This window comes from Rhodococcus sp. MS16 (genome assembly GCF_013277795.1).
GTDB classification, from domain to species: Bacteria; Actinomycetota; Actinomycetes; order Mycobacteriales; family Mycobacteriaceae; genus Rhodococcus_F; species Rhodococcus_F globerula.
Genome location: NZ_VBTM01000010.1, coordinates 94220 through 108878, shown reverse-complemented (window position 1 = coordinate 108878; position 14659 = coordinate 94220). Strand labels below are relative to the sequence as shown.

15 protein-coding genes are annotated in these 14659 nt (G+C 61.6%); 7 read left to right on the top strand and 8 right to left on the bottom strand.

Annotated elements, in window-relative coordinates; genetic code table 11:
* Positions 1-15 precede the first annotated feature (15 nt).
* The 7 genes from FEZ60_RS22110 to FEZ60_RS22080 all read right to left on the bottom strand — a co-directional run bounded on the left by FEZ60_RS22110 (position 16) and on the right by FEZ60_RS22080 (position 7878).
* On the bottom strand, positions 16-1629 hold the full coding sequence (locus FEZ60_RS22110) for an ABC-F family ATP-binding cassette domain-containing protein (RefSeq protein WP_172937005.1): 1614 nt from the start codon (positions 1627-1629) through the stop codon (positions 16-18).
* The gene (locus FEZ60_RS22105) at positions 1622-3280 is read right to left on the bottom strand and encodes an ABC-F family ATP-binding cassette domain-containing protein (RefSeq protein ID WP_172937004.1); all 1659 of its coding nucleotides are present in this window, start codon (positions 3278-3280) and stop codon (positions 1622-1624) included. Before FEZ60_RS22105 ends, FEZ60_RS22110 begins: the two co-directional genes overlap by 8 nt.
* 256 nt (positions 3281-3536) lie before the next feature.
* Positions 3537-4400 carry a biotin-dependent carboxyltransferase family protein gene (locus tag FEZ60_RS22100; RefSeq protein WP_172937003.1) on the bottom strand — a complete coding sequence of 288 codons (864 nt, stop codon included), beginning with the start codon at positions 4398-4400 and terminating at the stop codon, positions 3537-3539.
* Entirely contained in the window at positions 4397-5035 is a 639-nt protein-coding gene (locus tag FEZ60_RS22095; protein WP_172937002.1) for an allophanate hydrolase subunit 1, read from the bottom strand. Before FEZ60_RS22095 ends, FEZ60_RS22100 begins: the two co-directional genes overlap by 4 nt.
* A complete protein-coding gene (locus FEZ60_RS22090; protein WP_172937001.1) occupies positions 5032-5787 on the bottom strand; it encodes a 5-oxoprolinase subunit PxpA in 756 nt (251 codons plus the stop codon). Before FEZ60_RS22090 ends, FEZ60_RS22095 begins: the two co-directional genes overlap by 4 nt.
* Complete coding sequence (locus FEZ60_RS22085) at positions 5784-6578, bottom strand: putative hydro-lyase (protein ID WP_172937000.1); 795 nt, start codon at positions 6576-6578, stop codon at positions 5784-5786. Before FEZ60_RS22085 ends, FEZ60_RS22090 begins: the two co-directional genes overlap by 4 nt.
* 34 nt (positions 6579-6612) lie before the next feature.
* Positions 6613-7878, bottom strand: a complete 1266-nt coding sequence (locus FEZ60_RS22080) for an MFS transporter (RefSeq protein WP_033233390.1) — start codon at positions 7876-7878, stop codon at positions 6613-6615.
* Between the two features lie 170 nt (positions 7879-8048).
* Between FEZ60_RS22080 and FEZ60_RS22075 the strand changes: the two genes are divergently transcribed.
* Positions 8049-8780: a GntR family transcriptional regulator gene (locus tag FEZ60_RS22075; RefSeq protein ID WP_245005842.1), complete on the top strand. Its 732-nt coding sequence runs from the start codon at positions 8049-8051 to the stop codon at positions 8778-8780.
* Between the two features lie 5 nt (positions 8781-8785).
* Here FEZ60_RS22075 and FEZ60_RS22070 read toward each other — a convergent pair whose 3' ends face one another.
* Positions 8786-10162, bottom strand: a complete 1377-nt coding sequence (locus FEZ60_RS22070; protein ID WP_033233389.1) for an NAD-dependent succinate-semialdehyde dehydrogenase — start codon at positions 10160-10162, stop codon at positions 8786-8788.
* Positions 10163-10386: 224 nt separating this feature from the next.
* Here FEZ60_RS22070 and FEZ60_RS22065 point away from each other — a divergent pair, with 224 nt between their 5' ends.
* Genes FEZ60_RS22065 through FEZ60_RS22040 form a run of 6 tightly spaced genes read left to right on the top strand, consistent with a single transcriptional unit; the run spans position 10387 to position 14623 of the window.
* On the top strand, positions 10387-10977 hold the full coding sequence (locus tag FEZ60_RS22065) for a DUF4178 domain-containing protein (RefSeq protein WP_033233388.1): 591 nt from the start codon (positions 10387-10389) through the stop codon (positions 10975-10977).
* Complete coding sequence (locus FEZ60_RS22060; protein WP_033233387.1) at positions 10974-11474, top strand: DUF2617 family protein; 501 nt, start codon at positions 10974-10976, stop codon at positions 11472-11474. The genes FEZ60_RS22065 and FEZ60_RS22060 overlap by 4 nt, the downstream gene beginning before the upstream one ends.
* A gap of 26 nt (positions 11475-11500) precedes the next feature.
* Positions 11501-11875: a DUF4247 domain-containing protein gene (locus FEZ60_RS22055; protein ID WP_045066723.1), complete on the top strand. Its 375-nt coding sequence runs from the start codon at positions 11501-11503 to the stop codon at positions 11873-11875.
* A gap of 40 nt (positions 11876-11915) precedes the next feature.
* Positions 11916-12386 (top strand): DUF350 domain-containing protein, encoded by a 471-nt coding sequence (locus tag FEZ60_RS22050; RefSeq protein ID WP_033233385.1) that lies wholly within the window; start codon positions 11916-11918, stop codon positions 12384-12386.
* Positions 12386-13939 carry a polyamine aminopropyltransferase gene (locus FEZ60_RS22045; protein WP_045065045.1) on the top strand — a complete coding sequence of 518 codons (1554 nt, stop codon included), beginning with the start codon at positions 12386-12388 and terminating at the stop codon, positions 13937-13939. The genes FEZ60_RS22050 and FEZ60_RS22045 overlap by 1 nt, the downstream gene beginning before the upstream one ends.
* 18 nt (positions 13940-13957) lie before the next feature.
* Positions 13958-14623, top strand: coding sequence for a GAP family protein (locus FEZ60_RS22040; protein WP_033233383.1), 666 nt, complete (start codon positions 13958-13960; stop codon positions 14621-14623).
* Positions 14624-14659 lie beyond the last annotated feature (36 nt).

The following is a 14659-nucleotide window of genomic DNA, read 5'->3' as shown; positions in this document are numbered from 1 at the left end:
CTGGCCCGAGTGCCTCTACCCCGCTTCCAGCCCGCGCATTCGGACTTCCTTTCCTTGCCAGCGGGATCGTAGCCACCGATCGTGGCTGGCCAGCACGATCGCGCCCGGACCGGTGCCCATGGCGTCCTCGAGTTCATCACACAAGCTCGGGGACAGGTGATTGGTCGGTTCGTCCAGAAGCAGCAACTCGGGTGGACGGGCCACCAGCAGTGCCAACGCCAGCCGGCGACGCTGACCGACGGACAACTCGCCAACCAACTTCTCCTGATCCCAAACCGCCAACAGGCCAAGGGAATCCAACGGAATCTTCTCGGCAATCTCCGCGCCGAGCGTCAGATCATAGATTTCCCGCGCAGATCGGTCAGCCCGATCGAACGCGGTATCCTGCGCCAAAAGACCAATCGTCAGGTCGGGTTTTCGCGCCAGCGTGCCGGTGTGGTCCAGCGCGCCGGCGAGTACTGCAAGCAAGGTGGATTTCCCGGCACCATTCGCTCCGATGACCAGTAGTCGGTCGGTGGATGAGATATCGAGACTGTCCATCGTCATTCGGCCAGGAACTCGAACCTGCTGCAATGACAGGAGGATTTCGTCCTCAGCCTGGGTGATGAACACGCCAGGACTGAATCGAAGAGGCTCCGGGGGTTGCTCAATCTGGTCTCGTTCCAGCTTGTCGAGCCGGCGGGTGGCACTGCGAACCCGGCGTGCGATCTGGTTCTGTACTCGACCCCCGGCGTGACCGTATCCCATTTTTTCGTTGTCGCGCTTCACATGATTCGGCGCAACCTCGTATGCACTGACACCGGCCGCGTAGCGCAACGCGTCCAGATCCTCCTGCTCTTGATCGAATCGCCGTTGCCAGTGTTCCCGTTCGGCGCGTTTCTGCAACAGATACGCGGTGTAGTTACCGCCGTAGCGGGTGGGGCCGTCCAGAGCGGGGTCGAGGTCGATCAGATCCGTGCAGACGGCGTCGAGGAACGCGCGGTCGTGAGTGGCCACGACGACAACCCCGGACAGGCCGCAAAGATGCTCGGCCAGAAACGATGCCGCCTCGTCGTCGAGATGGTTCGTCGGCTCGTCGAGCAACAGCGCGGATGGTCGGCGAATCATCAGAGCCGCCAAGGCCAGCCGGCTGCGTTGACCACCTGACAACGACGAGAGGAGGCGTTCATGTTGAAGGTGTCCGAGACCTAACCCGCCAAGAATCATCGCGGCCCGCCGGTCCGCATCCCACACCTCGTGTCGCTGCGCGCGTGCAAGGCAATCCGTGTAGGCGTCGGCGGCAGTGTGATCCTCGGGCGCATGGCTGAGTTCCTGTGCAGCTCTGTCGAGTTCGGCGATGATCTCGCGCGCGTCCCGGAGGGCTGTATCGAGTACGTCGGCGATCGTCGTCTTGTTGTCGTACACCATTTCCTGCTGCAGGAACGCGAGATCAGACGGTCGCTCCACGTTGCCCGCATCGGGCTCGTCCGTACCCGCGAGCACCCGCAACAGAGTTGACTTCCCGGCGCCGTTCTCGCCGATGAGACCAATCCGATCACCAGGTGCCGCGGTGAGTGAGACGCCGTCGAGTACCCGCCGCGTTCCCAGCGTGCGGACGAGATCTTGTGCAATCAACGCTGTTTCAGGCATGTTCATCACCAAGGGTGACATTGGCCGGTGCGGCGACTTCGCGTAAACGTCCCTCCGACAGACGTAACCAGCGTTCGACCTTCACCTCGGACAAGAACCGTTCGTCGTGGCTGACGACCACGAAGGCACCCTGATAGGCATTGAGCGCACTCTCCAACTGCCCGACACTGACAAGGTCGAGGTTGTTGGTCGGTTCGTCGAGTAGTAGTAATTGAGGTGCCGGCTCGGCGAACAGCACGCACGCGAGGGTCGCTCGCAACCGCTCACCACCGGAGAGGACCCCGACTGGAAGGTGAACGCGAGATCCACGAAAGAGAAAGCGTGCCAGCAGATTCATCCGCTGCGGTGCCGGCATGTCCGGGGCAAAAGCAGCCAGGTTCTCCGCGACGGTGAGGTTCACATCGAGTAGGTCGAGTCGCTGTGACACATACGCAACGCGGCCCTGCGCCTGTGCGATCTTGCCGCCACTCGGGGTCAGTTCGCCGTTGATGATCCGCAACAGCGTGGATTTGCCCGCGCCGTTCGGACCGGTCACCGCAATTCGCTCAGGTCCGCGGATCGCCAGATCTGCCCCGCCGTCGGCGAAGACCTCCCGATCGCCCAAACGGAATTGCATCCGTTCGCCCAGGAACACTGTCCGGCCCGCAGGAACATCGGTGCCGGGCAGTTCCAACGTGATTCGTTGTTCATCGCGCAACGCTCGCCCCGCGGTATCGAGTCGGGCCTTGGCCGAATCGACGCGGGCGTTATGCGTCTCGTTTGCCTTGCCGGCAGACTCCTGGGCATTGCGTTTCATCGTCCCGGCAAAAATTTTCGGTAGCCCGGCGTTTCCGAGGTTGCGTGCTGCGTTGCTTGCGCGACGAGCAGCGCGTTCGCGGGCCTGCTGCAATTCCCGTTTCTCCCGCTTGACGTCCTGCTCGGCATTGCGAATGTTCTTTTCGGCAACTTCCCGTGCAGCGTTCACGGCGCCTTCGTATTCGGTGAAATTTCCACCGTAGAAACGAATTTCACCATTGTCGAGTTCGGCGATGCGGTCCATTCGGTCCAGCAGAGCACGATCGTGGCTGACCAGTAGCAGGCAACCGTTCCAATCGTCGAGGACGCCGTAGAGTTTGTGCCGCGCATCGAGATCGAGGTTATTCGTCGGTTCGTCGAGCAACAGAACGTCCGGGCGACGCAGCAGTTGCGCAGCGAGACCGAGCGAGACGACCTGGCCCCCGCTGAGCGTGTGAAGTCGGCGGGTGAACGACAGGTCTCCCAAGCCGAGACGGTCCAGTTGGGCGCCGGTACGTTCCTCGATGTCCCAGTCGGAACCAATCGTGGTGAAGTGCTCTTCGGCGGCGTCCCCCGACTCGACAGCGTCCAACGCCGCGAGGATCGGCGCGATCCCCAAAACCTCGGCAACGGTGAGGTCGCCGGTCAGCGGCAAGCTCTGCGGAAGGTACCCGAGCAGCCCGTCGACGGACACGCTGCCACCGCCTATGGGCAGGTCACCCGCGATCAACCGGAGAAGGGTGCTCTTTCCGGCGCCATTCGGTGCTACCAGCCCGGTCCGGCCGCCGGGCACACTGAAGGACAGTTTCTCGAAAACCGGTGTGTCGTCAGGCCAGGCAAACGACAGGTGTGAACAGACAATGTATGAATCGGACATGATGAGACCTCGAGTGTCGCGCGGGCGCGTCAAAGCTGCTCCGCGAAAGAAATGATGTGGTGAACGACAACATGGCCACTGCGGCAGCGCTCCGAAAGCGCTTACCGGTGGCCGTCAGTGCCGGGTATTACCCGGAGATGTCGAGTTCACCAACCATTTTTCGATCTTTCTCGCTCCGATTATTCGGAACCGACCATAACACCCGAAACTATTGCCGCGTCGATCACGTCGCACCAGGTTGATTGCGTGTTCTACGTCAGAAACCGATAAAGCGAATCTGCTGACCAGGGCGGGCCTGGCCGAGTCGGTCGATATCGGCGTCGGCCACAACACCGACAACGGGATATCCGCCGGTGATGGGGTGATCGGCCAGGAAGATCACGGGTTGGCCGCTGGGCGGCACTTGGATCGAACCGAGCGCAACGCCTTCGGTCGGCAATTCGAGTCCGTCAACCCGCTGCAGGAGTGCGTCATCGCCGACGCGGTCGAGCCGGGCACCGATGCGATCGGAGTCCGTGGAGATTGACCATCGCCCCTGCATCAGGGTTTCCGGATTGGCAAAACGATCCGCGCGCGGCCCGAAGATCACCCGAATGTCGAGTGTTCCGTTTGTAACCGGCTGAACAGGTGCCACGTCCAGGAGCGGAAATGCGACTGGAGTGGGCCCGACCTCAAGCACGTCGTTGGGTTTGAGGGGCGCCGGACCGATTCCGGAAAGCGTGTCGGTACTGCGTGATCCGAGAATCTTGGGCACCGCGATTCCGCCCCGGACGGTCAGGTACGTCCGTAGGCCGGTGGGCGCGTACTCCAAGCGGACTACCTGACCGGGGTCCGCGACGATGACGCTCGAATGTCCGACGGGGATGCCGTCGAGGTACGCCTGTGCGGGGGCTCCGGTGAAGGCCAGGGTGATCTGCTCTTGCGCGCGAAGACTCAGGCCACCCATCAGAATTTCCACTCCGGCAGCGTCTTCGGAGTTGCCGACAAGTCGATTGCCGAGTCGCAAGGATCGTCTGTCGGCAGCCCCGGACACGCCGACGCCGGAGCGCAGATGACCGGTTCGACCGAGGTCCTGAACCAAGCTCAGCGGACCGGTTTCGAGTATCTCCACCCCGGTCATCGCTTGTCCTCATTGACGAATCGCACCCGACGCCCGGGCTGTACGGCGGCAGGCGGTGTTGCGTCCAAGTCCCACATCACGGCGTCGGTGCTGCCGATGATCTGCCAGCCGCCCGGGGAAGCTCGCGGGTATACCGCGCTGTATCCACCGGCCAGGGCAACGGCGCCGGCGGGCACCGCGGTGCGTGATTGGGCTCGACGCGGGACGTCGAGCCGAGCGTCGCCGGACGTCAGGTAGGCAAATCCCGGCGCAAATCCGATGAAGGCGCAGCGCCACTCCGCCGAGGTGTGAGCTGAAATGACCTCGGCGCGGCTCATTTTCAGGATCCTTGCTACGTCGTCGAGGTCGGGTCCGTCGTAGCGGACAGAGACGGTGAAGGGAGTATCGTCGCCGCGCTCGTCCGGGATTGCCTCGGACATGGTGCGTGCCAGTTCGTTCAGTTCATGGAGCACCGCAGTGACATGTGCCGTGGGCTTGCAGATCACGAGAACCGTGCGTGCGGCGGGCAGGAAATCCTCCACTCCAGCCGGAGTGTTGCGCGTGAGCGCATGGGTGAATGCCAGAACGTCGGCCTCGGTGTCGAGGTCCACCAGGAGCCCGTGTTCACCGGCCGGGAGGATAGTCGGGCGACTCATGTGAACGACTCCACCCGAATGCGGGAGTTGATCAGGCCGGCCTTGATGGCATTGGCCATGGCAACGGCGCCAGGCGAATCGCCGTGAACACAAATGCTTTTCACCGACATCGGGATGGCGATCCCGTCGGAGGTGAGAACAGTTCCGCTGCTGGCCAAGTCGATCGCCTGCGCCGTCGCGGCGTTCGGATCGGAGATGACGGCACCAGGTTCACTGCGCGGGGTCAGCGTCCCGAACCGGGTGTACGTGCGATCCGCGAATCCCTCGGCGACAAAGTCGACGCCGTGTGCTTCCGCAGCTTTCTGCAGATGAGACTGTGGTGGTCCCAGCAGCGCAAGGTGATTCGAGAATTCGGTCATGGCGGTCACGATAGCGTCGGCGAGTTCGGGACTCTTCGATGCGGAGTGGTAGAGCGCGCCGTGGGGCTTGACGTAGGTGACAGAAGACCCCGCGGAGTGAGCGAATCCTGCCAGTGCGCCGACCTGGTAGAGAGTTTCGTCCAACAGATCACCTGGTGTGATGTCGATGTGCCGTCGGCCGAATCCGACCAGATCCCGAAAACCGATGTGCGCTCCGATGGATACCGAATGTTCGACCGCCATCTCGCAGGTCCGTCGCATGGTGGCCGCATCGCCGGCATGGAATCCGCACGCGATATTGGCGCTCGTCACGATGTCGAGGAGCGCCGCGTCGTCGCCCATACGCCAGTCTCCGAAGCTTTCTCCGAGATCACAATTGAGGTCGATGTTCATGCCAGATCCAGGGTGTAATCGCTGTCCGGGGCGTCTGTGACCAGCATATGCCCGGGAGCATGAGTGATGGCGAACGGGAGTTTCGACGCCATGACCGCAGCTTGCGGAGTGACGCCGCAGGCCCAGAACATCGGTACGTCGCCCGGTTGGAGTTCCACAGCGTCGCCGAAGTCGGGACGGCTCAGATCGGAGATGCCGAGTTCGGCTGGATCGCCGATGTGGATGGGTGCACCGTGAACCGCGGGCATACGCGCGGTGATGGAGCGGGCCTGTTCGACCTGGTCTGCGGGGACGGGACGCATCGAGACTACTGTCGGCCCGCTGACCCGTCCGGCGGGTCGGCATTCGCGATTTGTGATGTACATCGGGACGTTTCGGTTCTGCTCGACGTGTCGAAGCGGGATCCCGGCGGCCATCAGAGGGTGTTCGAAGGTGAAGCTGCAGCCGATGTGAAATGCCACCAGATCGTCGCGCCAGTATGGCGTCGCATCCGGAATCTCCGCGGTCAGTTCGCCGTCGACCCACACGCGGTAGAGCGGGAAATCCGTCCTGATGTCTGCTCCGGGAGCGAGAATCGTCGTGAAATCCCCGGCGTCGGTGACGTCGAGTACCGGGCAGGGCTTGGGGTTCCGCTGCGTGAAGAGCAGAACGTCGTATGCCCAGTCCTTGGGGACCGCAATGAGATTGGTCTGGGCGAAGCCCGGTGCGATTCCCGACGTGGGGAACACGTCTCCGGCTCTGAATCCCGCGCGAGCCGAGCGTGGATCCGGGTTGGTGCGATTCTCGATCATGGTGAAGTCCAATCCTCTTTCCTGAAGACACCGATCAGTTGAGTTGGCGTCCCAGGGTTTCGGGTAGTCCGAAGAGTGCCAGGACAGCGATGCCGTAGCCGATGGCGCCGAAGATCATGGCGCCGCCGATACCGAGACTGCTGGCTGCGAGGAAACCGACGATGGCGGGGAACACCGCACCGACTGCGCGACCGAAGTTGTAGGTGAAGCCCTGACCGGTACCGCGGTGCGCGGTGGGGTAGAGCTCCGAGAGGAACGAACCGAATCCGCTGAAGATCGCCGACGTGCAGAAGCCCAGCGGGAATCCGAGAATCATGATGAGGGTGTTGGCGCCGTCGGGAACCTGTGTGTAGAGAACCATGAACACGGCAGACAAGGTGGCGAACAACTGCATGGTCCGCTTACGGCCGAGCTTGTCGGTGAGGATGCCGCCGCTGACGTAGCCGAGGAATGCGCCACTGATGAGGATCGCGAGATAGCCGCCGGTGCCCACGACGTCGAGGCCGCGTGAGTTCTTCAGGTAAGTCGGAAGCCACGACGCGAGTGTGTAGTAACCGCCCTGGACTCCGGTGGCCAGAAGTGAAGCAAACAGCGTGGTCTTGAGCATCGGGCCGCGGAAGATGGCGAGGAAAGAACCCTTGTCGGCCTTCTTCTCACGCTTCTCGGTGATTTCTTCCGGGTCCTTGAGGTTGCGGCGCACCCAGATGATGAGGAAGGCGGGGATGACTCCGGTCCAGAACAGAACGCGCCACGCGATGTCGGGATCGAAGAGTTGGAAGACGATCGTGTAGATGATGACCGACAAACCCCAGCCCACCGCCCAGGCGCTCTGGACGAAGGCGACCGCTCGGCCGCGGTACTCGGGCTTTGCGTATTCGGCCACCAGAATTGCGCCGGCAGCCCATTCGCCGCCGAAGCCGAGACCCTGGAACGCGCGGAAGATGAGCAGCGTCTCGAAGTTGGGTGCAAATCCGCACAGGACCGTGAAGATCGTGTAGGTCGCTACCGTCACCTGCAGGGTGCGGACACGTCCGATGCGGTCGACCAGGATGCCGGCGAGAACACCGCCGAGCGCGGAAACCACCAACGTGACGGTGGTCAGCAGACCGGCCTGTCCCGTCGTGATCGAGAAGTACGCGGCAATCGCGGCCAACCCGAGAGGGAGAACCTGGAAGTCGTAGGAGTCGAGACCGTAGCCGCCGAAAGCGCCGACGAATGCCTTCTTGCCCTTCGGTCCAAGCGTGCGGAACCAGTCGAACGGGCGCGGAGGGGCACCTGCGGTTTGAATCGGAGCGGTCATCGGTACCTCGCGTGAAGATGGAATGTCAGGACTCCCAACGTACAAAATCGTTCAACGATCCTGCAATCCCATGAAGGGATAATTAATGTGCTGGAAACTTTTGAGGGCAGCCGTAGGCCGTCCGGACGCCCCGCTCTCACTATGATGAGGGCAGCAACAAACCACTAGGAGTGCACTTGACCAGCCTGAATCCCCCGAAAGAGGATGCTAACGCCGCGTTGGCCGCCCATCGAGGGCTCCTCGAGCGCACCAGTCGAACAGCGCGGGTCGCCGGGATTCTGCGCGAGCTGATCATCGACGGAAGCTTTCGTCCGGGCGCACGACTGTCCGAGCCCGACATCTGCGCGGCGTTGGATGTCTCCCGAAATACCGTGCGCGAGGCGTTCCAGATCCTCATCGAAGACCGGTTGGTTTCACACGAACTCAACCGTGGCGTATTCGTTCGAGTCCCGTCAGCTGACGACATCGCCGAGTTGTACATCTGCCGTCGGGTGGTCGAGTCGGCGGGAGTGCGAGACTTCGATCCGGAAACAGGCAATCTCGGTGATGTCACCGCCGCGCTCGAGCTCGCAGAAGAACGTCTGGCCGCCGATGACTGGACCGGAGTGGGAACGGCCGACATCCATTTCCATCGCGCTATCGCTGGTCTGAGTAACAGCAGCAGAATCGACGAACTGATGGGCGGCGTGTGGAACGAACTGCGACTGGTCTTTCACGTCATGGACGACGCACACCGATTCCACTCGCCGTATCTCGCCCGGAATCACGAGATACACAGCGCGTTGAAAGCCGGTGACAATGCGACGGCGGTCGAATTGCTGCAGCGGTATCTGTACGACGCACGCGATCAGATCCTGGCCGACTATCCGGCCGCCGTCGAAAAGTTGTCAGGTCGAACGTAAAGCTCCTATTTCTTGGACACGCGGATCAGCTTCTTGTTGGCAAATTCGTCCATACCCCAAGGGCCGAGCTCACGTCCCACTCCGGACCGCTTGACTCCGCCGAAGGGAAGGCCGGGCAGGGTGGTGCCGTGTTCGTTGACGAAGGCCATTCCGACGTCGAGATCGGCGGCGACCGCACGAGCAGCGTCCAGGTCGGTACTCCAGACGGATCCGCTCAACCCGTACACCGACGAATTGGCAAGGTCAACGGCATCTTTCGCTGACTTCACCTTGTACACCACGCCCGCCGGCCCGAAGAGTTCTTCGCTGTAGGCGCGCATGTCCGGGGTGACATCGGTGAGCAATGTCGGTTGGACGTAGGCGCCGGGTCGGTCGATCTTAGCTCCACCGGTCAGAAGCGTTGCGCCCTTGTCGACGGCGTCTTGAACCTGCTCGAGCAATGTATCTGCTGCGGTTTGGGACGACAGCGGACCGAGGACCGTATCCGCTTCCAGCGGATCGCCGGCCGTGACGGATTGGAACGACGCGGTCAGTTTCCGAGTGAAATCGTCGTAGAAGTCCTCGACGACGATGAATCGTTTGGCGGCGTTGCACGCCTGACCAGCGTTGGACAATCGTGCTTTGGCTGCCGCCTTGACTGTGGCGTCCATGTCGTCGGAGTCGAGGACGATGAACACATCCGAACCACCGAGCTCGAGTACCACCTTCTTGAGGTTGCGCCCCGCCGTTTCCGCAACACTGGTCCCGGCGCGTTCGCTTCCGGTCAACGAGACACCTTGCACACGGGGGTCAGCGATCATGTCTGCGATCTGCTCGTTGCTCGCAAAAACGTTTACGTATGCATCCTCTGGCAGGCCTGCCTGCTGCAGAATCTCCTCCATCAGCAGCGCCGACTGAGGGCAGTTGGACGCGTGCTTCAGGATGACGGTGTTTCCGAGCATGAGATTGGGCGCCGCAAACCGGGCGACCTGATAGTAAGGATAGTTCCAGGGCATGACGCCGACGAGCGCCCCGATCGGGCGTCGGTACACCACAGACTCTTCGGCACCGGGAACATCGAGTCGTTCTTCTGCGAGCAACGCCGGTCCGTGATCGGCGTACCACTGGTAGATCGCCGCGGACAGTTGTACCTCGCCCTTGGCTTCGCGAACGGGCTTGCCCATTTCCAGGGCGATCATGCGTGCCAGTTCGTCGGCACGTTCGTTGTACAGTTCGGCGGTTCTGGTCAGTATCTGCGCGCGTTGCGTCGGCGCGCTCTTTCGCCAGTTCAGATAGCCGTTATGAGCCTTTTCCAGTGCGGCTTCCACTCCGGCGTCATCCAAAGTATCGAATTCCCTGACGGTTTCACCTGTCGCGGGATTGACTGTTTTGTAGTTGGCCATAGTTGTTCAACGCGCGAGGGCCCTCGAGGATTCCGAGATATCCACATCGAAAGTGAATCCGTCCAACGGGTTTCAGGGAAACGTGACTGGGTATGCACGGCCGTTTGTCCGAAATCGGCATCGAGCGGGATCGGGTGCAGCGACGTATGGACGCTCGGGCGAGTAGCGATCGGTAGGGTATTGCCCCGGCGCCCTTGCCGAGCCCGACGATTTCGGAGTGACCGTTGACGAACGTGCTGATAGTTGTACTGATACTTGTTGTGATCGCGGCAGTGGCCTTCGTGGTTCTGCGTGGTCGTAAGAGCGCTCCGGTGGGGCGTGTAGACCCGCTTGCGGACTATCCGGAGGTATACGACCCCCACAAGATCGGTGTCGGAGACATCGTCACCTACGCGGGGATCGATCACGTGGTTCGCGGGACCATCACCCTCGACGAAGAGGGGTACATCTGGCGCGAGCACCTTCTCGACGGTTCGACCGGCCGCCGCTGGCTGACCGTCGAAGATGACGAGGGTGAACTCGAGATGACGCTGTGGATGCGGCGTGAGGGCACCAACCTCGAGCCGAGTGGCGACGTCATTCTCGACGACAAGGTGCACCGCAGGATCGAAAGCGGAACCGCACGATTCACAGCCGAGGGCACGACAGGAACCGCGCCGTCGGGCGTGATGGACTACGCCGACTATGCAACTGCTGACAAAACCGGGCTCATTGCATTCGAGAAGTGGGCGCGCGGCCAGTCGTGGGAGGTTTCCACCGGCCGCGCAGTCACCCGTGCAGAGTTGACCGTCATACATTCCGGCCCTCCGCAGTGAGTGTGCATCTCCTCGACGTGGAGCCCACCGACGTGGATGCGTCTGCGCTCGGCCTTGTGGTGGACGCACCTGCGCCACCGGCCTTGGCCCAGCTTGTTATCGAAACAGTCGACGGTGCTTTGACTTTGGGAGTGCTGGGGGCATCGCATGTGGTGACGGCACGCTCGGGTGGTGAGACCTTGACCGAGCAGGTGTCCTGCGATGCGGTCACAGCTGGTGGCGATCCACTGCCGGGTGCTGAAGTTCTGGGACCGTATCGTTTCGAATCTTCCACGCAGACTCTCGATCGAACCGAGTTCGTTGCCGAGGCTGCCCGCCTGAAAGTGCAGGCAGCGGCAGATGGTTGGATTTGCGGTTCGTTTCCCGGAGACGACACCGCTGTCACGGTGTTGTTCGGCAGCAGCCTGGGGCATGGATGGGCTTGGCAGAGTTGGCATTTGTACCCAGGGGAGGGGACCGGAGTCATTGTGAAGACCAGAAGTAGGTGGCATCCGTGATCGGCAGGAAATGGGTTGTTCCCGTCATGATCGCCATGGCATGTGTGCTGTCGTCGTGCGGCAACGCGGTCAAGGACTTCATTGCGGACAATTATTCCAAGAGTTCGCAAACCGGCGACGTCGCTGTGTATTCGTCGAAAGATCCTGTCGGTACGACGGTGTCGCGGATCGTCGATGCGGAAGAACCTGCGGCCCGCAGCGCCGACGGCGGCAACGAGTACCTGCGTTACGACGACGACATCGTTACCGTCAGCGCAGCAGCAGGGGGAAGCACCATCAAGGTCGAAGACATCAACGGCACATACCGCAGCGGCGGATATGCCTATCTGGGACCAGGATTCAATCCGGGATCACCGGCCGGTGGCGGCAGCGGCAGCGGTGGATCGGGAAGTGCGAAATGACCACATCAAGTGACAATCGGACCAAACTCAGGAGAGCTTCGTGAACGCCAACCTTGCTGCTGAAACTGTGGAAATCGGCACTGTTGACCCAGCTCTGCTGGTCGGTGGTGTTCTGGGGACGCTGGCGTACTTCGTAGTCGGAGTTGCAGTTCTGGCCACCGGATTTCTGGTTCTCGATCTTATGACGCCGGGCAATCTCCGCCACCAGGTGTACGTCGACAAGAATCCGAATGCGGCAATTCTTCTGGGTGCCAACCATCTGGCGCTTGCCATTATCGTCGTGACCGCCATTCTCACCAGTTCCGACGGATTTGCCCAGGGACTTGCGGATTCAGCCGTGTACGGTCTGTTCGCAATTGTTCTCCAGGCCATTGCGCTGCGACTGATGAATGCATTCCTGCCGGGTAAGTTGGTTGCGCTGGTACAGGATCCGAAGATGTGCGGTGCGGCCTGGGCGGTGGGCGTGACCCTGCTGTCCATCGGCTTGGTGAACGCCGCTGCTCTCACCTGATGACTGTCACCGATTCACACGCTGTGCTCACTGCTCGGGCGCGGGTGCTGCTCCTTGCCGCCGTCGCTGCCTGCGCTGCCTGCGGACTGATCTACGAGTTGGCACTGCTCACTCTGTCGGTCAGTCTCACTGGCGGCGGAATCACACAGACGTCACTGATTGTCGCCGGATTCGTTGCGGCGCTCGGTATCGGTGCCCTCGCCGCCAAACCGTTGTTGGGGCACGCGGCTATTTCCTTTGTCACAGTGGAGATTCTGCTCGGCATCATCGGGGGATTCAGCGCGGTCACGCTCTACGTCACCTTCACGTTCTTTGGTTCCAGCGGGGCAGTTCTTGTTGCTGCCACGGCACTGATCGGCATTCTCGTGGGTGCGGAAGTGCCACTGCTGATGACGTTGCTGCAATCCGGACGCACCGACAACGACGCACAAAGTGCCGGAAAAGTGCTCGCCAATCTGAATGCAGCGGACTACTTGGGTGCGCTGATCGGCGGGTTGCTCTGGCCGTTTGTCTTGTTGCCGTGGGTCGGGATGATCCGGGGCGCAGCAATTACCGGCATGATCAACCTCGTCGCTGCGGCAGTCGTTGCCTTGATTCTGCTGCGGTGGCAGCTCAGCTTGCGCGCCCGACTGATTGCCGTCGTGGCAATGTTGTTGGCCGCGAGCCTGATCGGATGGTTGTTGATCGCCGCTTCCGACATCGAAACCACGGCCCGTCAGCGCTTGTACACCGACCCTGTGGTCGCGGCATCGCGATCGCAGTATCAAGAAATTGTTGTCACGGAACGTAAGAACGACGTCCGGCTCTTCCTCGACGGAGATCTCCAATTCTCGAGCGTCGACGAGCACCGCTACACGGAGTCTCTGGTGTATCCGGCGCTCTCGAACAATCCGCAACGGGTACTGATCTTGGGCGGCGGAGACGGACTTGCGGCACGGGAAGTGTTGCGGATGCCCAGCGTTCAGGAAATTGTGCAGGTGGAGCTCGATCCTGCCGTCATCGAACTGGCGAACACCCGACTGCGATCGTTGAACGGCGGCGCACTCGAAGACTCACGCGTACACGTTGTGCTCGATGATGCTTTTCGGTGGTTGCGCGAGGCGCCTCAACCCGGATTCGACTCGGTGATCGTCGATCTGCCCGATCCTGATACCCCGGCATTGGGCAGGCTCTATTCGATGGAGTTCTACGGTTTGGCCGCGGCAGCGCTCAATCCGGGCGGATTGATGGTCGTCCAGTCGGGCAGTCCCTATTCGACGCCCGATGCCTATTGGCGAACAGTGTCTACGGTATCCGCAGTTGGTTTGGGGGTCTCCCCGTACCACGTGTTCGTTCCCAGTTTTGGTGACTGGGGATACGTACTTGCTCAGTCCGGGGGAGTGCCACCGGAATTGCGTCTGCCTGAAAGCGCTCCGGAATTACGCTTCCTCGACGGACCTACTTTGGCGTCGGCTTCCGTCTTCCCGCGGGACCGTCCGCGCCGCGACATGGAACCGTCGACGCTCGACCAGCCTCGGATAGTAGATGATATGCGCAAGGGCTATGAGCGCTAACTAACCGAGAGGACCCACGTGCTTGATGCGCTAGGTCAATCATTGCCCGTTGCAGTCGGCTTGGCGATTGTGTCCGTGCCGATGGCAGTTGTGGTTCTCATGCTGGTCACTGCAGACGCACGACGCTCGGTTGCAGCCTTCATTCTCGGCTGGGTCGTGGGCATCGGAGCTGTGGTGGCACTGACTATCGCTTTTGTCGACACCGCCGTACCCGAATCCGAGACCACGCGGTGGGCAAGTGTCGTCCGGATAGTGCTGGGGTTAGCCTTGTTCGCGCTCGCATTCAGGCAATGGCGATCCCGGCCACGGGGCGACGCAGAAGCCACTCAGCCGAAGTGGATGTCGAGTGTCAGTTCGCTCAGCCCGCTGAAATCCCTGGGGATCGCGTTGCTCTCAGCGGCCAATCCCAAGAATGCTGCACTGGCCGTCGCGGGAGGCGCGGCCATAGCCGCCGGAACCTACGTTGTGGCTGAGCAAGCCATCGCCGCTGTTGTGTTCACGATTGTTGCGAGCGCCGCAGTCGCCGCACCGGTTGTGGTCAACCTCGTATTCGGCGAGCGTGCCGCGTCGATGCTCGACTCGGCAAAATCGTGGATGGCCGCCAACAACGCTGTCATGATGACGGTGATCCTGGCTCTGCTCGGCGCGATGGTGTTGGGTGAAGGGGTCAGTGGACTCGGCTAGTCGAGGCAGATTGGCGAGCCTGCGCGCTCGCCTACT